This window comes from Aggregatibacter sp., from assembly GCF_057314075.1.
In genome coordinates this window covers 194,970-215,996 of the sequence record NZ_DBHLAR010000004.1, presented here as the reverse complement: position 1 = coordinate 215,996, position 21,027 = coordinate 194,970, and the positions used below count along the sequence as shown (strand labels likewise).

The following is a 21,027-nucleotide window of genomic DNA, read 5'->3' as shown; positions in this document are numbered from 1 at the left end:
GCGTCCGTCAGATGAGTTTGCTTTTTTAGGTACTTTCTTTGAATTTTTGAATATTCAATTTATTCTATGTCGCGCCGAGTAGCTAACTTCGCAGCACTCAAAGGTAAAAATGACCAACCCGCTAAATTAGAAATGAGTTTTATAAAAAAATAATCATCAAATGTTAAATTTTCTGACCATATTTTTATTTCTTCAAAACTAAGATTAGTTATTGTTATTAAACCGCTAGAAAATAATAACGCAATAATATATAGAGTTGATTCATCTTTTAAATCAGCTTTTCTTTTGTAGGCAGTCCATAAGGCAATACCTACCATAAGTAAAATTAGGTATAACTGGTATGTTAATCCTAACCACACTAGCAAGATAAGCGATATAGCTAAGTATGTAATAGTTATTGCGAGAGGAAGGCAATCTCGTTTAGTTTTTTCTATTTTCATAAAAAATATTTCTTTTCAAACAGATATTTCTCACTGCGCCATCTTTTTCGCCGTCTTCAAAAATCCTTGCGCTGAATTGTAAATTTCCGCCTTGCCTTGGGCGTTGAGAATCATATCGGACATTTCACGGAAGGCGCCTTTGCCACCGCCTAAGCCTAGGGTGTAATCAGCGCAGTTTTTGACATATTCCGGCGCATCGGCAACCGCGAAGGAAAGTCCACAAACAGCGAAAGCGGGGAGGTCAACGCTGTCATCGCCAATATAAGCCGTTTGCTCCGGCGCAACACCGGCTTGGCGGCATAATTCAAAACAGGCGCTTTCTTTTTCCAACTTGCCTAAAAAGGCGAGTTTAATGCCTAAATCGGCAATGCGCTTGCGCAAAATTGCCGAATCACGACCGGATAACACAGCGACCTGAATGCCGGCTTCCATCAACATCCGAATGCCTAAACCATCGCGCACATGAAAACTTTTGAGCGCTTCGCCGTTAGCATCGTAGTGCAGTAAACCGTCCGTTAATACGCCGTCCACATCGGTGATAACGAATTTCACCCGTTTTAATTTTTCTTGTAATTCTGTTGTCATTAGCTTGAGAACTCCACTAAACCGACCACATTTTGTGCATCATCCACCACAACTAAAGAGTGAATTTTATGTGCTTTCATGTAATTTTCCGCTTCAGATAAATAGGTATCTTGATGAATGGTTTTCGGATGAGAGGTCATCAATTCCTGTGCGGTTTTGCTCAGCGTGTTAGCACCGTTGGCCGTTAATGCACGACGAATATCGCCATCAGTGATGATGCCTCGTAGTTGCTGTTGTTCCATGACTAACGCTACGCCCATACGACCTTCATTCATAATGGTTAAGCAATCGGTGAAGGAGGTCGTTAAGGCGGCAATCGGTAAACGGGTTTGCATTTGATCTTTCACGCGGCATAACAAACGGCGACCTAAGCTGCCGCCCGGATGGAGTTTCGCAAAATCTTCCGGTTGGAAATCGCGCGCGCGCATTAAACAAACAGCCAACGCATCGCCCAATGCCATAGTCACAACCACGGAAGTGGTCGGTGCAAGGTTATTCGGGCAGACTTCCCGTTCTACGCGAATGTCCAACACATAATCCGCATGACGTGCTAACGTAGAATTTTTATTGGAAGTGAGCGCAATGATTTTATTGCCGAAGTTTTTTAAGCTTGGAATGAGTTTGTTGACATCATCAGTTTCGCCACTATAGGAAATGAGCATCACCACATCAATAGGTTTCAGCATGCCTAAATCACCGTGAAAGGCTTCTGTGGGGTGTAGGAAAAAACTCGGTGTGCCGGTGGAAGCAAAGGTGGCGACCATTTTTTTGCCCACCAAGCCGGATTTACCGATACCGCCGATCACTAAGCGTCCTTTGCAATTTAAAATTAAATCAACAACCTCCGTGAAGGTGTCGTCTAACTTTTCGCTGAGTTGCCCGAGGGCTTTTTCTTCAACGCCCAGCGTTTCCCGAGCAATTTGTAAATAATCCATGGAAGTTTCCTTATTGGCACAAAAGTGCGGTGTTTTTTAGGCCTGTTTTTTTATGGCGTTCATTCTAGCCCAACTTTTTACGTAACACTATATTTTACCTTGAATTTACGCTATACTGCGCGCCTGAGTTGGTCAGGCAATCGCCGGTCTATTGAAGCCCTCAAATTCGCGCAAGCGTAACCTAGGGGACAAGTAGGCGGGAGGAAAGTCCGGGCTACACAGGGCAGAGTGCCGGATAACGTCCGGGAGGCGAGAGCCTACGACAAGTGCAGCAGAGAGCAAACCGCCGATGGCCCGTAAGGGATCAGGTAAGGGTGAAAGGGTGCGGTAAGAGCGCACCGTGCCGCCGGTAACGGTTGGCAGCAGGGTAAACTCCACTCGTAGCAAGACCAAATAGGAATCCAATGAATGGCCCGTTCAGGATTCGGGTAGGTTGCTTGAGCGTATGTGTAAATATGCGCCTAGATGAATGATTGTCCACGACAGAACCCGGCTTATCGACCAACTCCCTTTTTCTTTTCAAAAACACGGTTAAAACCCACCGCACTTTTCTCTTTTTTAATAAAACAACATTTTTTCTCATTGAATTCATTGGCATACTTGATTTTTCTCTTTTTGCCGCCATTATAGCCAAGCGTGTTTTTATTACTGTTTTATTTAGGAGTTTTTCATCGATGATGCGCATTTTACTTTTCCTCGCGACCAACATGGCTGTATTGTTAGTTTTTAACATTATTTTATCGTTAACCGGCATTCAATCTCGCGATGCGAGCGGTTTAATGCTGTTTGCTGCACTATTTGGTTTTGCGGGTTCGATTATTTCGTTATTTATGTCCAAAACCATGGCAATTCGTTCTGTGGGTGCCGAAGTGATTCAACAACCGCGCAACGAAACAGAACGTTGGTTATTGGATACGGTATATTCACAAGCGGATCGTGCCGGTTTGCCGCGCCCGGAAGTAGCAATTTATCATTCTGCTGATGTAAACGCGTTTGCCACCGGTGCAAGCAAAAACAATTCGTTAGTGGCGGTGAGTACCGGATTGTTAAATAAAATGACCCGTGGCGAAGCCGAAGCGGTCTTAGCGCACGAAGTTAGCCACATTAAAAACGGCGATATGGTGACCATGGCGTTACTACAAGGCGTTCTCAATACCTTCGTGATTTTCTTATCACGCCTCATTGCAAATGTGGTGGCGAATTCTCGTAATCAGGGCAGTGAAAGCTCAAGCAATTCCGGGATCTATTTCTTAGTTTCGATGGTGTTGGAAGTGGTCTTCGGTTTCTTGGCAAGCATGATCGCCATGTGGTTCTCTCGCCAACGCGAATTCAGAGCTGATGCTGGTTCGGCGAATTTAGTGGGTAAGCAAAAAATGATTGATGCGCTAAAACGCTTACAAAACTTGCATGAGCCGGAAGAGCTGGAAGGTTCCACCTTGGCGGCATTTGCCATTAACGGTAAACGTGGTGGCGGCTTAAAAGAATTATTCTTAAGTCACCCGCCGTTGGAAAAACGGATTGAAGCGTTGCAACAGTTACCTTAATAATAAAATGTATTTTTAATCAATAGAGGCTTTTTAAGCCTCTATTTTTTTGCCAAAAGAAAATGGTTGAAAAGTTTCATGAGAAAGGCAAATGGACGAATGAAGTGCGGTCATTTTTCTCGATAAATCTTCGTTTTATGACAGAATAATTTCTGCGGCAATGGATAAATTGCGTGATTTTCTAAACAGTTAGTATTATTATTGACAGAATTTTAGATAAATTAATCATCACAGAGGATATTTATGCAGCATCTTAAAGATCTTGTGGATAAAGCAAGAAATGCCATAGACAACATTGAAGATAAAAGCCTTGCAGCGCTTGATGAAATTCGCGTGGAATATTTTGGTAAGAAAGGTCATTTTACCCAATTAATGCAAGAATTGCGCAACGTGGCGGCGGAAGAACGTCCGGCAATGGGCGCGAAAATTAACGAAGCCAAACAAGCCGCATTAGATTTCTTAAATGCGAAAAAAGCAGAATGGGAACAAGCCCTGTTAAATGCACAATTAGAAAATGAACGTATTGATGTGAGTTTACCGGGACGCAAAGTGGAAATGGGCTGTTTACATCCGGTTTCTATTACCATTGAGCGCGTGACCAAATTCTTCTCTGAACTGGGTTTTTCTGTGGAATCCGGCCCTGAAATCGAAAGCGATTATTATAATTTTGATGCCTTAAATATTCCTAAACATCACCCTGCGCGTGCCGATCACGACACCTTCTGGTTTAATCCTGAATTATTGTTAAGAACGCAAACTTCCGGCGTGCAAATTCGCACCATGCAAAAACAGCAACCGCCAATTCGCATTATGGCGCCGGGACGCGTGTATCGTAACGATTACGACCAAACCCACACACCGATGTTCCATCAAATCGAATTGTTGTATGTGGATAAACATGCGAATTTCACCGAATTAAAAGGCTTATTGCACGATTTCTTGCGTGCGTTCTTTGAGGAAGATTTACAAGTGCGTTTCCGTCCGTCTTACTTCCCATTCACCGAGCCTTCTGCCGAAGTGGATGTCATGGGGAAAAACGGTAAATGGTTAGAAGTGTTGGGCTGCGGTATGGTGCATCCTAACGTGTTACGTAATGTTGGCATTGACCCGAACGAATACTCAGGTTTCGCAGTGGGTATGGGGGTAGAGCGTTTAACTATGTTACGCTACAACGTCACAGATTTACGTTCATTCTTCGAGAATGATTTGCGCTTTTTGAAACAGTTTAAATAATTTTGAGTGAGAGATAAGTATGAAATTTAGTGAACAATGGGTACGCGAATGGGTTAATCCGGCGATTTCTACGGAACAACTTTGTGAACAAATTACCATGTTAGGTTTGGAAGTTGATGGTGTAGAAAAAGTGGCTGGCGATTTCATCGGGGTTGTGGTGGGCGAAGTTGTGGAATGTGCACAACATCCTGACGCTGATAAATTACGCGTGACCAAAGTGAATGTGGGCGGCGAGCGTTTGTTAGACATCGTGTGTGGTGCACCGAATTGTCGTCAAGGATTGAAAGTCGCTTGTGCAGTAGAAGGCGCTGAATTACCGGGTGATTTCAAAATCAAGAAAACCAAATTACGCGGACAACCTTCAGAAGGGATGCTTTGCTCATTCAGCGAATTAGGTATTGAATCTGATGCAAATGGCATTATCGAATTGCCACAAGATGCGCCTATCGGTACTAATTTACGTGATTATTTAATATTAGACGACAGCGCTATTGAAATCAGCTTAACGCCAAACCGTGCGGACTGTCTGAGTATCGCCGGCGTGGCACGTGAATTGGCTGTGGTGAATAAACTTAACGAAAATCCACCGCACTTTGATGTGGTTAAACCGACCATTAGCGATAAAGTGCAAATTGATGTTCAAGCTGCCGAAGCCTGTCCGCGTTATTTATTACGCGTGATTAAGAATGTCAACGTTAAAGCGCAATCACCGATGTGGTTACAAGAAAAATTGCGTCGTTGCGATATTCGTTCTATCGATCCAATTGTGGATGTCACGAACTATATTTTGCTTGAACTCGGCCAACCAATGCATGCTTTTGATATGGCAAAAGTGGCACAGCCGGTACAAGTTCGCATGGCGAAAGAAAATGAAGAGCTTGTATTGTTAGATGGCACAATAGCGAAACTTCAACCGAATACTTTGGTGATTGCCGACCAAAATGGTGCATTGGCGATGGCCGGTATTTTTGGTGGTGAAGCCAGTGGTGTGAATGTAGAAAACACAAAAGATGTGATTTTAGAAGCAGCATTTTTTGCGCCGTTAGCGATTACCGGTCGCGCGCGTCAATATGGTTTGCATACAGATTCTTCTCATCGTTTTGAGCGTGGTGTGGATTTCGAATTGCCACGTAAAGCAATGGAAAGAGCGACCGCACTTTTATTAGAGATTTGCGGTGGTGAACCCGGTGAAATTTGTGAGGTCACTCATGAAGCCCATTTACCAAAACGTCAACAAGTTACATTACAACGTCACAAATTAGATGCGTTGCTTGGTCATCATATTGAAACAGAAACGGTAACCGATATCTTACAACGCCTTGGTTTACAGGTTTCTTACGCTAACAACAGTTGGACGGCCGTTGCGCCATCTTGGCGTTTTGATATTGAAATCGAAGAAGATTTAATTGAAGAAGTCGCGCGTATTTATGGCTATAACAGTATTCCAAATAATGCACCGTTAGCGCATTTGCGTATGCGTGAACATAGCGAAGCGGATATTGAATTATCCCATATCAAAGCGGCATTAGTAAGTTGTGATTTTTATGAAGCCATTACTTATAGCTTTGTTGATCCGAAAATTCAAAGTTTACTACATCCGGAAATTAAACCGTTTATTCTACCTAACCCAATTTCTGTTGAAATGTCCGCGATGCGCGTTTCACTATTAACCGGATTACTAGGGGCGGTAAGTTATAACCAAAATCGTCAACAAAATCGTGTGCGTTTGTTTGAATTTGGTTTACGTTTTATGCCGGATGAAAAAGCCGAATTTGGCGTACGCCAAGAGCAAGTTTTTGCGGCTGTGATGACCGGTTCGAAAGCAAATGAACACTGGAGCGAAAAAGCTGCGCCTGCCGATTTCTATGATTTAAAAGGTTATATTGAAAACTTACTTTCATTAAGTTCTGCTGGAAATCGAGCAAAATTTGTAGCAAAATCATACACAGCGTTACATCCGGGGCAATCTGCTGCGATTATGTTAGACGAAGAAGAAATCGGTTTTATCGGTCAACTTCATCCGATGATCGCACAAAAAATCGGTATCAACGGCAAGGCATTTGTATGTGAAATTTCCATTGCGCATATTTCTCGTCGTGATATTGTGAAAGCAAAAGAAATTTCCCGTTTCCCGGCGAACCGCCGTGACTTAGCCCTTGTGGTTGCGGATAGTGTTGCAGCAGACGATGTATTATACGCTTGTCGTGTTGCAGGCGGTGATAAATTAACGCAAGTGAATTTATTTGACGTTTACCAAGGTAGTGGCGTCGCAGAAGGTCATAAGAGCTTAGCGATAAGCCTCGTGATTCAAGACAATGAAAAAACCCTTGAAGAAGATGAAATTAACGCAGTAATTTCAGCGGTATTATCTGAGTTAAAACAACGTTTTAATGCTTACTTGAGAGATTAAACTATGACATTAACTAAAGTAGAACTCGCCGAGAATCTTATTGAGAAATTCCATCTCAGTAAACGTGAAGCCAAGGATTTAGTCGAAAGTTTCTTTGAAGAAATCCGAATTGCGTTAGAAACAGGGAATGATGTGAAATTATCCGGGTTTGGTAATTTTGAGTTACGCGATAAATCCTCTCGTCCGGGGCGTAATCCGAAAACCGGTGAAAGCGTGCCGGTTTCTGCTCGCCGTGTAGTGGTGTTTAAACCGGGACAAAAATTGCGTAATCGGGTAGAGAAAGTCAAACCGAAAGCCTAATAAGTATAAAAATAAGCTATCAATAATGCCCTTGTTGATAGCTTTTTAGTTTGAGATGTTCTATCAATGCGTGTTTTAAAATTTTTATTGCTTTGTGGTTGTGTGTTGGCGTTAGCTGCCTGTTCCGGCGGATACAAATCCTCGCGCATTAATTACAAAGGACAAATTAACGATCCCATTATGGCGATTGCTTTATTAAGCGAACAACAACATGAATGGGCGGGAACGCCTTATGTGCTTGGTGGGCTTGGTCGTAATGGGGTGGATTGTTCCGGTTTTGTGCAAACCACGTTTTTTGATCGCTTTGGTATAAAATTACCACGCCAAACCAAAGATCAAGCTAAATACGGACAATATATCGAAAAATCAGATATTCAAACCGGGGATTTAGTCTTCTTTAAAACAGGCTTAGGACCAAATGGCTACCATGTGGGAATTTATGTGAAAGAGGATAAATTTCTCCATGCCTCAACCAAAGGTGGTGTCGTTTATTCTTCCATGAATAGCGATTATTGGCGCAAAGCCTATTGGCAGGCGAGACGTATTTAAGCTATGTAGAAGATAAAATAAAAAGGTGCGTATAAATGCACCTTTTTATTTGTCTTCAATAGCCTTTTATTAGGTACCTCGCACTAAAAGTGCGGTGGTTTTTAGCCACGTTTTTTACTTCACTTCCTTAAATGCAATCATCTCTTGTTCACTGAAATCAGTCTGATCTTCATCGTCAAATTGCATTGGTGTGATATTTTGCTCATCAAATGCAGTATCGCCCTCGATGCCTTCAAGCGCTTGACCGTGTTTAATGCCTTTAAAGTCGAAAAGTTTCGGATCGCATAAATGAGAAAGGGTAATGTTTTGCATGGCGCTAAACATGGTTTCCAAACGTCCCGGATATTGGCGATCCCAAGTGTTCAAGATGTCTTTCACCACTTGTCGTTGCAAATTCGGCTGTGAACCGCACAGGTTACAAGGAATGATTGGGAATTGTTTCGCAACGGCGTATTTCTCAATATCTTTTTCTTTGCAATAGGCAAGCGGACGAATCACAATTTGTTTGCCATCGTCAGAAATCAATTTTGGCGGCATGGATTTTAATTTTCCACCGTAGAACATGTTCAGAAACAACGTCGCCAACATATCATCGCGATGATGCCCTAACGCAATTTTGGTTGCGCCAAGTTCGGTCGCTGTACGGTATAAAATCCCGCGACGTAAACGGGAACAAAGAGAACAAGTGGTTTTTCCTTCCGGGATTTTCTCTTTCACAATACCATACGTGTTTTCTTCTACAATTTTGTAATCCACACCAATAGATTGTAAATATTCAGGCAAAATATGCTCCGGAAAGCCCGGTTGTTTCTGGTCTAGATTCACTGCCACAATATCGAAATTGACCGGAGCATTTTGTTGTAAATTGAGCAAAATATCCAGTAAGGTATAGCTGTCTTTCCCACCGGAAAGGCATACCATTACTTTGTCGCCTTCTTCAATCATATTGAAATCGGCAATGGCGTTGCCCACATTACGGCGTAGGCGTTTTTGTAACTTATTGAAATTGTAACTTTGTTTCTTTTCTGTTTGGCTTGCTGTATTCATTGTTTCTATTCAGTTATCTGGAAAGCGGCTCATTATATACGAAGCCTCAATTTTTGCATAAATGAATTGAAAAACACCGAAAAAATACACCGCAAAATACAAAGTGCGGTGCTTTCTAATGGTATTTTTGCCAATTTAAGTCAAAAATAAAGCCCTGTTAAACAGGGCTTTGTTATTAATAAAACCTCATTAAGAAGGGGGTTAGAAGCTGTATTTCAAATTTGAGAAATAAACGCGTCCTTCCTCCGGATAACCTGCATGATAGTAGTAGTAAGAAAACAAGGCAAGCACAAAAAGTAACAAAATGAGTAAGATAAAAATCAATGTGTTTTTATTCATGAGAAAAGCGCGGTTAGTTTTAATGCGGTTCATTATATATGAAATTATATATATTTATAATTTATTTTATATAATGAAATTGAGGGAGTAAGTCAAAACGTGAGGAAAAATAACCGCACTTTTGTTTTTGAGTGATAAAAGTGCGGTCAGTTTTGAGACTGTTTTTCAGAAAACAAAAACGGCATCTATTTCGATGCCGTTTTCTTTTGAAGTGCGGTTAAAAACTACAACACTTTGACAATGCTTTCGCAGAGGTAGCGAATGTTGTCTTCGGTAATGCCGGCAACGTTGATACGGCCTGAGCGCACGGCATAAATGGCAAATTCTTCTTTCAAGCGGTCAACTTGTTCTGCGGTCAAGCCACTGAAAGAGAACATCCCGTTTTGGTTGATGATGAAGCTAAAGTCTTGTTGTGCACCGTATTCTTTAAGCAACTCAACAAAACGGTGACGCATTTTTTTAATGCGGTCGCGCATTTCGGTGAGCTCGTTTTCCCAGTCTTGGCGTAATTTTGCATCATTTAATACCAATGCAACGGTATTTGCCCCGTGAGAAGACGGGTTGGAGTAGAGGGTACGGATAATGACTTTCACTTGAGTTAATGCTGTTGCAGCAATATCCGAATTTTCTGCCACGACAGTGAATGCACCAACGCGCTCGTTATATAAACCGAAGTTTTTAGAGAAGGAGCTTGCCACTAAAAGTTCTTTGTGGTTTTTGGCAAAAGCGCGTAAACCGTAAGCATCTTCTTCTAAGCCATGAGCAAAGCCTTGGTAAGCGAAGTCGAATAATGGCAACCAGCCTTTTTGTGCAGACATTTCAGCCAGTTTGTCCCATTGCTCCGGGGTTGGGTCGATACCGGTAGGGTTGTGGCAGCAACCGTGAAGTAAAACCACATCGCCTTCACCGGCTTGGCTTAAATCCGCAATGAGGTTGTCCCAATCTAAGGCTTTGCGTTCGGCATCGTAGTAACGATATTCGCGAATGTTGATGCCCACCGCTTTGAAAATTGCATTGTGGTTTGGCCAGGTTGGCGTGCTGATCCATACATTTTGGCTGTTCGTTTGGCGTTTAATGAACTCTGCGGCAATGCGTAGCGCGCCGGTGCCACCTAAACTTTGTGCGGTTCTGGCACGGTTGTTTTTCACGATATCGGAATTTGCACCGAACAATAATTCTTTGGTACGAGCGTTAAAATCGGCAACACCGTCAATCGGTAAATAGTTTTTGGTATTTTCTTGTTCTAATAAACGTCTTTCCGCTTCTTTTACCGCCTTAACAATCGGGGTATTGCCTTTGGCGTCTTTATATACGCCGATGCCTAAATTAATCTTGTTACTACGGGTTTCGGATTTAAATGCTTCGCCTAAACCTAAAATGGGATCCGCCGGTGCGGCAGTAATCTTTTCAAACATAGTATTATCCTCGGATGGTGGGTGAAAAATCTCTTTAGTTATACTGCTCGGGCTTCTTTTTGACAAGCAATATGTTGCGAAAATGTTAACTATATCAACTTATTTTTTGCCCATAGCAAACCGGATTGATAGTCTTCCGGCAACTCCGTGGCGAGTTTGTCTAATTGCACGATAATGACCTTTTTATCCGGATGCGAAAGGTTAATGTGTCCTACTTTGCGCCCCGGGCGAACTTCTTTGCCATACCAGTGTAATTGTGCAAAGGCGGTGTTTAACCACTGTGGGTTGTGCTCAGTACCAATCAAATTGACCATCACGCTTGGTGCGGATACTTTTAATTCCGGTGTAGGTAAATCCAACAATGCGCGTAAATGCAATTCAAATTGACTCACAGCACAGCCAAGTTGTGTCCAGTGTCCGCTGTTGTGTACGCGTGGTGCGAGCTCATTAATTAAAAGCTGATCGCCCACCACAAAACATTCCATCGCCATCACGCCCACATAATTCAGTTCATTCATGATTTTGCCTAACATCATTTCAGCTTGTTGTTGCTGTGTGGATTGTTGTGGGAAAGTGACGTCCATGACACTGTAACGTAATATACCATTTTGTTGTAAATTGTGAGTGACCGGATAAAAACGAGTGTCACCGTTACGGAAACGGGCGCCCACGAGAGACACTTCGTAATCAAAGGGAATAAATTTTTCCGCAATGGTTTCTCCAAACAGGTCTTCAGTGATTTGTGCTTTGTTTTCATCAGACACAATCCACTGCCCACGGCCGTCATAACCGCCCATACGGCGTTTAACAACGACTTTTTCACCGATATCTTGAAATACTTCGTCCCATTGTGATGGTTCTTTCAATAGACACCAAGGCGAGGTCGGGAGATGTAATTTATCTAATAAGGATTTTTGGCTTAAGCGATCAGCTAATTGAGCGAAGACTTTTTGATTGACGAAATTGGCGTGATTGCCGAGGAGCGTGGTTAGTGGTGTTTTTTCCCAGCGTTCGATTTCTGCCGTAATAATGTCATTCGGCGACAAGTCAAACACCGGCGCATCGAAAGGCAACGGTTGAACGTGAATATCTAAAGGCGCACCGGCATAGCGTAACATTCTGCCGAGCTGTCCATTGCCAAGAACATAAATAGTTGGATAGAGTGCTGATTTTTGCATAGTTTTCTCATTGATTTTTAGGGATGCACAAACGTTCAGGCTTGCGCTACCTTCAGTGATTCATTAAAAAAACACGGAAAAAAACGACCGCACTTTTTTATATTTGTCTGTTTAAAGTGCGGTGGATATTTTAGCTGTTTCTAAATTCGAGGATCCGGATTGTCCAATACACTTTGTGTTTGTGCCTGTCTGAACTGATGCAAGCGTTGGGCTAATTCGGCATTATTCATTGCCAAAATTTGTGCGGCTAATAAGCCTGCGTTTGCCGCACCGGCAGGCCCGATGGCTAAGGTGCCGACAGGAATCCCTTTGGGCATTTGCACGATAGAATAGAGGCTATCGACACCACTTAAAATTGAGCTTTTCACCGGTACACCAAGCACGGGGACGATGGTTTTGGCTGCAATCATGCCAGGCAAATGGGCTGCACCGCCGGCGCCGGCAATAATTACTTCATAACCGTTTTGTTGTGCGTTTTCGGCAAACTGGAAGAGTTTGTCAGGCGTGCGATGTGCTGAAACAATTTCGACGTGATAAGGAACATGTAATTGATCGAGGATTTGCGTAGCTTCTTGCATGGTTGCCCAATCACTTTTGGATCCCATTACAATGGCAATTTTAGGAGATGTTAAAGACATTTTTGCCTCATTCTTGGAGATAAAAAACGGCGCTAGAATAGCATAATACGCAAACGTTTGCGATAAGTTTGCCAAAGAAAATCCATTTGCAACTTAAGGCTAAAAATCATATCCTTAACGGCACTTTTTAGCCCTTAGAATTAGGTTGTTTTATGTACGCTAAAGCCAAATATAGAAAAGATTATCAAACTCCCGATTTCACTGTTACCGACATTTATCTTGATTTCCAATTGGAACCTGAAAAAACTGTTGTTGTAGCAACCAGTCAATATCAACGTCTTAACAAAGAAAGTACGACATTACGGTTAGACGGGCATGATTTTCAATTTTCTTCCATTAAATTAAATGGCAAACCGTTCTCTCAATATCAGCAGGATAGCGAAAGTTTAACGTTGGATTTGGCGCGAGTAGAGGCAGACCAATTTGAGCTGGAAATTACCACTATTTTAAGCCCAGCCGCCAACACCTCATTGCAAGGTTTGTATCAATCCGGTGAAGCTTTTTGTACACAATGCGAAGCCGAGGGCTTTCGTCAAATTACCTACATGCTAGATCGCCCGGATGTATTAGCGCGTTACACCACGAAAATCACGGCGGATAAAACGAAATACCCATTTTTACTTTCTAACGGCAATCGCATTAACAGCGGCGATTTAGAGGATGGTCGCCATTGGGTTGAATGGAATGACCCATTCCCGAAACCAAGTTATTTGTTTGCGTTAGTGGCAGGCAATTTTGATGTACTGAAAGATCAATTCATCACCAAAAGTGGCCGTGAAGTCGCTTTAGAATTGTATGTTAATCGTGGCAATTTAGATCGCGCAGATTGGGCAATGCAAAGTTTAAAACGTGCCATGAAATGGGATGAAGAACGTTTTGATTTGGAATATGACCTCGACATTTACATGATTGTTGCGGTGGACTTCTTCAATATGGGGGCCATGGAAAATAAAGGGCTCAATATTTTTAACGACAAATATGTGTTGGCAAATCCACAAACGGCAACAGATGATGACTATTTAGCCATTGAAAGCGTGATTGCGCACGAATATTTCCATAACTGGACGGGGAACCGAGTCACTTGCCGTGATTGGTTTCAATTGAGTCTAAAAGAAGGCCTAACGGTCTTCCGTGATCAGGAGTTTTCCTCTGACACCGGTTCTCGCCCGGTAAATCGCATTAATAACGTGAAGTTTTTGCGTACCGTACAGTTTGCTGAAGACGCCGGTCCGATGGCGCACCCGATTCGCCCGGAAAAAGTGATTGAAATGAATAACTTCTATACGGTTACCGTGTATGAAAAAGGTGCGGAAGTGATTCGTATGTTGCATACCTTATTGGGCGAAGAGGGCTTCCAAAAGGGCATGAAGTTATATATTGCGGAAAATGATGGTAAAGCAGCAACTTGCGAAGATTTTGTGTCAGCTATGGAACGTGCCAATGATTTGGATTTAACCCAGTTCCGCCGTTGGTACAGTCAATCCGGCACGCCGGAGTTAACCATCAGTGATCGTTATGATGAAAAAAATCATGTTTATCAATTACAGGTTTCTCAATTAACGCCACCGACAGCCGATCAAATGGAAAAAGTGAATTTACACATTCCGTTAAAAATTGCGTTATATGATGAAAAAGGTGCAGTACAAACGCTCTATGATGCCGATGGCGTTGTGGATAATGTCTTGAACATTATTCAAAAAGACCAAATCTTTGAGTTCCACAATATTTATACTAAGCCTGTTCCGGCATTATTGTGTGATTTCTCAGCGCCGGTGAAATTAGATTACGATTATTCCACTTCACAACTGATTACTTTATTAAAATTTGCTGAAAATGGCTTTATTCGTTGGGATGCTGCACAGATGTTACTTGCTGCTGAGTTACGACGTAACGTTACCAACTATCAGCAAGGGCAACCGCTCGATTTATCTGCGGAAACGGCGGCAGTGCTTTATCAAGTCCTAGATAATTATCAAAAAGATATCGAGTTAACCAGTTTAATTCTCACCTTACCGAAAGCGATAGAATTTGCCGAACTATTTAAAACCATTGATCCGGATGCGATCAGTGCAGTACGGGAATTTATGGCACAAACGATTGCCGATAATTTAAAAGAATTATTACTGAAAACTTACAATCAAATTCGTTTGGATGAATATCAAATTAATCGTCAAGACATTGCCTTACGCAAACTGCGCAATGTGTGCTTAAGTTACTTGGCATACAGTAATATTGGCAATAACTTGGTGAATAAGCATTATACGTATTCCAATAATATGACCGATACGCTTGCAGCTTTAACTTCTGCAACCCAAGCTAAATTGGCTTGTCGTGACAGTTTATTGGCTGATTTTGAACAAAAATGGCAGCATGACGGTTTAGTCATGGACAAATGGTTTGCTTTACAAGCGACGCGTCCGGAAGAAAATGTATTACAAAACGTGATGCAGTTGATGGATCATCCAAGCTTTAATTTTAATAACCCGAACCGCGTGCGTTCTCTCATTGGTGCCTTTGCGGGGCAGAACCTAAAAGCGTTCCATGCGATTGACGGTTCAGGCTACCGTTTTTTAACAGATATTTTGATTAAACTGAATAAAAGCAACCCACAGGTGGCTTCTCGTTTAATTGAGCCGTTAATTCGTTTCGCACGCTATGATGCACAACGCCAAACCTTGATGAAACGAGCGCTAGAACGCATCAGTGAGACAGAAGATTTATCTCGAGATTTGTTTGAGAAAATCGAAAAAGCGTTACAGTAAATATAAAAGTGCGGTTAAATTTGACCGCACTTTTTCTATTCTTTTCACAGTTAACTATCCGGAGAGATAAACGAGTATGTATTCTTTCATTCGTAAAGGAATTTTTTCCCTTGATCCTGAAGATGCCCATAATTTAGTGATAAAAACCCTTGGTTTAGCGGCATACCCACCATTTCATTTTCTTTTAAAACAACTTCTAAATTGCCCACAAGGCACGCCGAAAACCGTCATGGGCATTGAATTTAAAAATCCTATTGGTTTGGCAGCAGGGGCAGATAAAAACGCGGAAGCAATTGATGGGTTTGGTGCCATGGGATTTGGTTTTATTGAAGTGGGCACAGTGACGCCATTAGCGCAAGAGGGCAATGCCAAACCACGCCAATTTCGTTTAGTCGAAGCCGAAGGCATCATTAATCGTAATGGCTTTAATAATTATGGTATCGATCAGCTGATTGAAAATGTCAAAAAAGCCCACTATGACGGCGTGTTGGGGATCAACATCGGTAAAAATAAACTGACGCCCTTAGAACAAGGGAAAGATGATTATCTGATTTGTTTAAACAAAGCCTATAACTATGCCAGTTATATCACCGTGAATATTTCTTCGCCTAATACGCCGGATTTACGTCAGTTACAATATGGTGATTATTTCGATGATTTGTTGAGAAGCATTAAATCCCGTCAAAAAGAACTGGCTTCACAGCACGGAAAATATGTGCCGATTGCGGTAAAAATTGCACCGGATTTAACGGAATCCGAACTTGTGCAAATTGCGGATACATTAATTCGCCACAAAATGGATGGCGTTATTGCGACAAATACAACGATTTCACGCGACAACGTCACACATTTAAAAAATGCCGAACAGCAGGGCGGATTAAGCGGAAAACCCTTACAACAGAAAAGCACGGAAATCATTAAACGATTACACCAAGAACTCAAAGGCCAAATCCCAATTATTGGTAGCGGTGGCATTGATGGTGTGCAAAATGCGCAAGAAAAAATCCAAGCCGGCGCCGAGCTTTTACAAGTGTATTCAGGCTTGATTTACCATGGCCCAAAATTGGTGAAAGAATTAGTTCAAGCAATTAAATAAGGAAAAGCATGATCAAATATGACCTACATTGCCATAGCACTGCCTCCGACGGTATTTTGACACCGTCTGAGGTAGTTTTGCGTGCTCATGAAAAAGGCGTGAATGTATTGGCATTGACAGATCATGACACCGTTGCCGGGGTTGCAGAGGCGAGACAGCAGGCAGAAGCTTTGGGCATGAGGCTCATTAATGGGGTGGAAATTTCCACGTTGTGGGAAAATCACTCCATTCATATTGTAGGGTTAGGGTTTGATATTTCACATGAAAAAATGACCGCACTTTTAGCAGAGCAAGCGAAATTACGCGAGATTCGAGCGCAAGAAATCGGGGCGAAATTAGAAAAAATCGGTGTGGAACATGCCTATTCAGAGGCAAAAAAATTAGCCGGCGACGGAGAAGTGACCCGAGCCCATTATGCCCGTCATTTAGTGCAAATCGGTAAAGTCTCTAATGATGGTCAAGCCTTTAAACGTTATTTGGGGCAGGGGAAGTCGGCGTATGTCAAAGCGCAATGGGTTGATATTCCAACAACCATCGACATTATTCATCAAGCCGGTGGGGTTGCCGTGTTTGCCCACCCGTTGCGTTATACCATGACTATGAAGTGGGTACGAAAACTGACGGAGAGTTTTAAAGCATGGGGCGGTGATGCGATGGAAATTTCAGGCTGTGGACAAAGTCGCGATCAGTATCAGCTGTTAGTAAAACTTGCGGAAGAACACCAACTTGCCGGCTCCATGGGCTCTGATTTTCACTTCCCCTGCGCATGGGTAGAGTTAGGCAGACTGGCACCGTTGCCGGCGCATATTCCTTTTGTTTTAGACATAAAAAATAACCTTGCTTAATTGCAAGGCCATTAACATTAAAACACACTTAAAAACGACCGCACTTTTACGGTTTTGTCTTACATAAATCCAGCTGACTAATAAAATCAATGAAGGCTTTGACTTTGGCGGACAAATGACGACGGTGCGGATACACAATGTGTAAATCCAACTCTTGTTGTCGGTAATCCGCTAAAATCTCAACCAATTTCCCCAAAGCCAATTCTTCCTCAATAAAGAAGCGTGGTGTGTTAATAATGCCAACACCGTCAACACATAATGAAGCAAGGGTTAAGCCATTATTACACACCAGTTTAGAACGCATTTTTATACGCTGAATTTGATTGTGTTTGTTAAATTCCCAATAAATTTGATTTCCTGTGGCTTTGTATAAAAGGCAGTCGTGATGTTCTAATTCTTCCGGCGTTTGTGGGGTGCCGTGTTTGGCAAGGTATGCCGGCGAAGCGACAAAATGCATAGAAGAGGTTGCGACTTTTCGTGCAACCAGTGAACTATCTTGCAAATAACCAATACGTAAGGCCAAATCAAATCCTTCACTCACCAGATCAATAACGCGGTCATTAAACTCAATATCGATATGTAAATTGGGATGCGTTTTAACAAAACTCGCTAAATTGGGCGTAATAAAAAGCAAACCGAAATCGCGTGGCACGGAAACCGTTAAATTGCCATAAAGGGAGGTAGAGAGATTGCTGATGCTGGATTCAGCCTCTTCCAATTCCAATAAAATGGGCTGACAACGTTGATAATAGAGGTTGCCGGCTTCTGTGGGCACAATCTTACGGGTAGTTCGTTGTAACAAGCGTGTTTTTAGCTGTTCTTCTAATTGAGAAACTAATTTGCTTGCCATGGCAACGGAGATATTTTGCAGGCTAGCCGCTTTGGTAAAACTTTGAGTTTCAATCACTTTGCAAAAAATTGAAATTGCGTTGAGTTTATCCATTTCTTATGCCTTTTGGAAAAAAGTAGTTGACCTACTTGAAGATAGTTAGCAATATAGCGGGCAATTTTATACAAGTTAATCGATATTAGGTAATAATAATGACAAAATCCTTGGTTATTGTGGAGTCGCCGGCAAAGGCGAAAACCATTAATAAATATTTAGGAAGCAATTATGTAGTGAAATCCAGCGTGGGCCATATTCGTGATTTGCCAACGGTGGGTTCCGCGACAGGAGAGAAAGCTAAACCTATTTCCACCAAAGGTCTCAGTGCAGAAGAAAAGCAAGCGATAAAACAACAAAAAGAACAAGATGCTTTAGTTAAACGCATGGGGATCGACCCATATCACAGTTGGAAAGCCAACTATCAGATTTTACCCGGTAAAGAAAAAGTCGTTGCTGAACTGAAATCCCTCGCAAAAAAAGCCGAGCATATTTACCTCGCCACCGACTTGGATAGGGAAGGAGAGGCCATTGCATGGCATTTACGTGAGGTGATTGGCGGTGAGGATGAACGCTATAGCCGTGTCGTCTTTAACGAAATTACCAAAAACGCCATTAAACAAGCCTTTGAACATCCTGAAAATTTGAACATGGATAGGGTGAATGCGCAGCAAACTCGCCGCTTCTTAGATCGTGTCGTCGGTTTTATGGTGTCACCGTTGCTTTGGAAAAAAGTGGCGCGTGGGTTATCTGCCGGCCGTGTGCAATCGGTCGCCGTGAAATTGATTGTAGAACGTGAGCGTGAGATTAAGGCGTTTGTGCCGCAAGAATATTGGGAAGTTTCCGTTCTTACTAACACACCGAAAGGTGATGAAATTCAGTTAGATGTCACGCAATTTAAAGGCAAAAAATTTGAGCCGAAAAATGCAGAACAAGCGCAAAGTGCGGTGGATTTTTTAACTAAATCGGATTATGTCATTTCTGATTTAGAAACGAAACCGACAAGTTCCCGACCAAGAGCGCCGTTCATTACGTCTACGCTACAACAAACGGCAAGTACCCGTTTGGGCTTTGGTGTGAAGAAAACCATGATGTTGGCACAACGTTTATATGAAGCAGGCTACATTACTTATATGCGTACGGACTCCACTAATTTAAGCCAAGATGCGTTAAATATGGTGCGCAGTTATATTGAAAAACACTATGGCGCACCTTATTTACCGACCAAGCCAAATTTCTATTCCAGCAAAGAAAACGCACAAGAAGCCCACGAGGCGATTCGTCCATCAGATATTCTGGTTAGTTCGAATGATTTAGTGGGGATGGAAAAAGATGCTGTGCGTTTATATGATTTAATTTGGCGCCAGTTTGTAGCCTGCCAAATGCCTCCGGCTCAATATGACAGCACTACTTTAACAGTCAGAGCAGGGGATTACACCTTAACGGCCAAAGGGCGTATTTTACGCTTTGATGGTTGGACCAAAGTATTGCCACAATCCGGAAAATCAGCGGAAGATCAGGCCTTGCCTGATGTGGCCGTAAATACCATACTGAATTTGTTAAGTGTGGAACCTCAACAGTATTTCACAAAACCACCGGCTCGTTTTTCTGAAGCTGCACTAGTAAAAGAGCTGGAAAAACGGGGGATTGGCCGACCTTCTACCTATGCTGCCATTATTTCTACGATTCAGGAACGTGGTTATGTGCGTACAGAAAATCGCCGTTTTTATGCGGAAAAAATGGGCGAAATTGTGACCGATCGCTTAAATCAGTCTTTTGCTGATTTGATGAGCTATGATTTCACTGCCAATATGGAAGATGTGTTAGACCAAATCGCGTCCGGTGAGAAAAATTGGAAAACCGAATTAAATCAATTCTTCAAAGATTTCTCAACACAATTGACCAAGGCAGAATTAGATGAATTAGAAGGCGGAATGCGCCCGAATAATTTGGTCGAAACAGATATTGTTTGTCCGACTTGCGGACGCAATATGGCTATTAGAACGGCTAGCACGGGCGTCTTCTTAGGCTGCACAGGCTATTCTTTATCGCCGAAAGAACGTTGTAAAACCACTATTAATTTGATTCCGGAAGCGGAATTGTTAAATGTGTTGGATGAGGCGTCGGAAACGAAAGCGTTGATGGACCGTAAGCGTTGTCCAAAATGTGGTACGGCGATGGATAGTTATATTATCGATCCACATCGTAAATTGCATATTTGCGGTAATAATCCAAATTGCGAGGGTTATTTAGTCGAAGAGGGTAAATTTAAGATTAAAGGCTATGACGGCCCGGTTGTCGAATGTGATAAGTGCGGTGGCGATATGCACCTCAAATTAGGCCGTTTCGGTAAATACATGGGCTGTACGCAATGTGATAACACCCGTAAAATTTTGAAAAATGGTGAAGTTGCGCCACCAAAAGAAGATCCGATTCATTTCCCCGAATTGAAATGTGAAAAATCGGATGCTTATTTTGTATTACGCGATGGTGCCAGCGGTGTGTTTATGTCCGCGCATAATTTCCCGAAATCCCGCGAAACGCGCGCCCCAAAAGTGGCAGAATTGGCGTTGTATCGTGAGCGTTTACCGGAGAAATTGCGCTACTTAGCCGATGCACCACAAGTCGATCCGGAGGGGAATGAGGCAATTATTCGCTTTAGCCGTAAGGAAAAACGTCAATATGTTACCTCTGAAAAGAATGGCAAAGCCACGAAATGGATTGTGGATTTTGTCGACGGAAAATGGATAGAGCGGAAAAAGTAATTTTCTTTTTCGTCGAAGTTTAAAAGTGCGGTTGAAAAAATATTTAAATTTTAGACCGCACTT

The 21,027-nt window shown here is 42.4% G+C and carries 17 protein-coding genes and 1 other RNA gene; 10 read left to right on the top strand and 8 right to left on the bottom strand.

Going from position 1 to position 21,027, the window contains the following annotated elements:
• Window positions 1–59 precede the first annotated feature (59 nt).
• From ACO5E4_RS02710 to ACO5E4_RS02700, 3 genes are read right to left on the bottom strand one after another with little or no spacing between them, the layout of a single operon-like run.
• Window positions 60–440, bottom strand: coding sequence for a hypothetical protein (locus tag ACO5E4_RS02710; protein ID WP_485861993.1), 381 nt, complete (start codon window positions 438–440; stop codon window positions 60–62).
• 30 nt (window positions 441–470) lie between these two features.
• Window positions 471–1,025, bottom strand: coding sequence for a KdsC family phosphatase (locus ACO5E4_RS02705; protein WP_485861992.1), 555 nt, complete (start codon window positions 1,023–1,025; stop codon window positions 471–473).
• On the bottom strand, window positions 1,025–1,960 hold the full coding sequence (locus ACO5E4_RS02700; protein ID WP_485861991.1) for a KpsF/GutQ family sugar-phosphate isomerase: 936 nt from the start codon (window positions 1,958–1,960) through the stop codon (window positions 1,025–1,027). The genes ACO5E4_RS02705 and ACO5E4_RS02700 overlap by 1 nt, the downstream gene beginning before the upstream one ends.
• Before the next feature lie 124 nt (window positions 1,961–2,084).
• On the opposite strand from ACO5E4_RS02700, the gene rnpB reads away from it, so the two are divergent.
• From rnpB to ACO5E4_RS02670, 6 genes are all read left to right on the top strand, one after another.
• Window positions 2,085–2,473, top strand: an RNA gene (gene rnpB / locus ACO5E4_RS02695) — RNase P RNA component class A.
• Between the two features lie 161 nt (window positions 2,474–2,634).
• Complete coding sequence (gene htpX / locus ACO5E4_RS02690) at window positions 2,635–3,504, top strand: protease HtpX (protein WP_296027350.1); 870 nt, start codon at window positions 2,635–2,637, stop codon at window positions 3,502–3,504.
• 243 nt (window positions 3,505–3,747) lie between these two features.
• Window positions 3,748–4,737: a phenylalanine--tRNA ligase subunit alpha gene (pheS, locus tag ACO5E4_RS02685; protein WP_109128593.1), complete on the top strand. Its 990-nt coding sequence runs from the start codon at window positions 3,748–3,750 to the stop codon at window positions 4,735–4,737.
• A 19-nt stretch (window positions 4,738–4,756) separates the two neighbouring features.
• A complete protein-coding gene (pheT, locus tag ACO5E4_RS02680; RefSeq protein WP_485861990.1) occupies window positions 4,757–7,147 on the top strand; it encodes a phenylalanine--tRNA ligase subunit beta in 2,391 nt (796 codons plus the stop codon).
• 3 nt (window positions 7,148–7,150) lie between these two features.
• Window positions 7,151–7,447: an integration host factor subunit alpha gene (locus ACO5E4_RS02675; protein WP_006718254.1), complete on the top strand. Its 297-nt coding sequence runs from the start codon at window positions 7,151–7,153 to the stop codon at window positions 7,445–7,447.
• Window positions 7,448–7,513: 66 nt separating this feature from the next.
• Window positions 7,514–7,996, top strand: a complete 483-nt coding sequence (locus ACO5E4_RS02670) for a C40 family peptidase (protein WP_485861989.1) — start codon at window positions 7,514–7,516, stop codon at window positions 7,994–7,996.
• 114 nt (window positions 7,997–8,110) lie between these two features.
• On the opposite strand, the gene ttcA is transcribed toward ACO5E4_RS02670, so the two are convergent.
• The 4 genes from ttcA to purE all read right to left on the bottom strand — a co-directional run bounded on the left by ttcA (window position 8,111) and on the right by purE (window position 12,613).
• Window positions 8,111–9,043, bottom strand: a complete 933-nt coding sequence (gene ttcA / locus ACO5E4_RS02665) for a tRNA 2-thiocytidine(32) synthetase TtcA (protein WP_485861988.1) — start codon at window positions 9,041–9,043, stop codon at window positions 8,111–8,113.
• Between the two features lie 563 nt (window positions 9,044–9,606).
• Window positions 9,607–10,797: an amino acid aminotransferase gene (locus ACO5E4_RS02660; protein ID WP_006718228.1), complete on the bottom strand. Its 1,191-nt coding sequence runs from the start codon at window positions 10,795–10,797 to the stop codon at window positions 9,607–9,609.
• Window positions 10,798–10,886: 89 nt separating this feature from the next.
• Complete coding sequence (gene purK / locus ACO5E4_RS02655) at window positions 10,887–11,975, bottom strand: 5-(carboxyamino)imidazole ribonucleotide synthase (protein WP_485861987.1); 1,089 nt, start codon at window positions 11,973–11,975, stop codon at window positions 10,887–10,889.
• Between the two features lie 140 nt (window positions 11,976–12,115).
• The gene (gene purE / locus ACO5E4_RS02650; protein ID WP_442538885.1) at window positions 12,116–12,613 is read right to left on the bottom strand and encodes a 5-(carboxyamino)imidazole ribonucleotide mutase; all 498 of its coding nucleotides are present in this window, start codon (window positions 12,611–12,613) and stop codon (window positions 12,116–12,118) included.
• Window positions 12,614–12,765: 152 nt separating this feature from the next.
• On the opposite strand from purE, the gene pepN reads away from it, so the two are divergent.
• From pepN to ACO5E4_RS02635, 3 genes are all read left to right on the top strand, one after another.
• Window positions 12,766–15,375, top strand: a complete 2,610-nt coding sequence (gene pepN / locus ACO5E4_RS02645; protein ID WP_485861986.1) for an aminopeptidase N — start codon at window positions 12,766–12,768, stop codon at window positions 15,373–15,375.
• A 76-nt stretch (window positions 15,376–15,451) separates the two neighbouring features.
• Window positions 15,452–16,471: a quinone-dependent dihydroorotate dehydrogenase gene (pyrD, locus tag ACO5E4_RS02640; protein WP_485861985.1), complete on the top strand. Its 1,020-nt coding sequence runs from the start codon at window positions 15,452–15,454 to the stop codon at window positions 16,469–16,471.
• A gap of 8 nt (window positions 16,472–16,479) precedes the next feature.
• Window positions 16,480–17,316, top strand: a complete 837-nt coding sequence (locus tag ACO5E4_RS02635) for a PHP domain-containing protein (protein WP_485861984.1) — start codon at window positions 16,480–16,482, stop codon at window positions 17,314–17,316.
• Between the two features lie 46 nt (window positions 17,317–17,362).
• On the opposite strand, the gene ACO5E4_RS02630 is transcribed toward ACO5E4_RS02635, so the two are convergent.
• Window positions 17,363–18,259, bottom strand: a complete 897-nt coding sequence (locus ACO5E4_RS02630) for a LysR family transcriptional regulator (RefSeq protein WP_485861983.1) — start codon at window positions 18,257–18,259, stop codon at window positions 17,363–17,365.
• Window positions 18,260–18,357: 98 nt separating this feature from the next.
• Here ACO5E4_RS02630 and topA point away from each other — a divergent pair, with 98 nt between their 5' ends.
• The gene (gene topA / locus ACO5E4_RS02625) at window positions 18,358–20,964 is read left to right on the top strand and encodes a type I DNA topoisomerase (protein WP_485861982.1); all 2,607 of its coding nucleotides are present in this window, start codon (window positions 18,358–18,360) and stop codon (window positions 20,962–20,964) included.
• Window positions 20,965–21,027 lie beyond the last annotated feature (63 nt).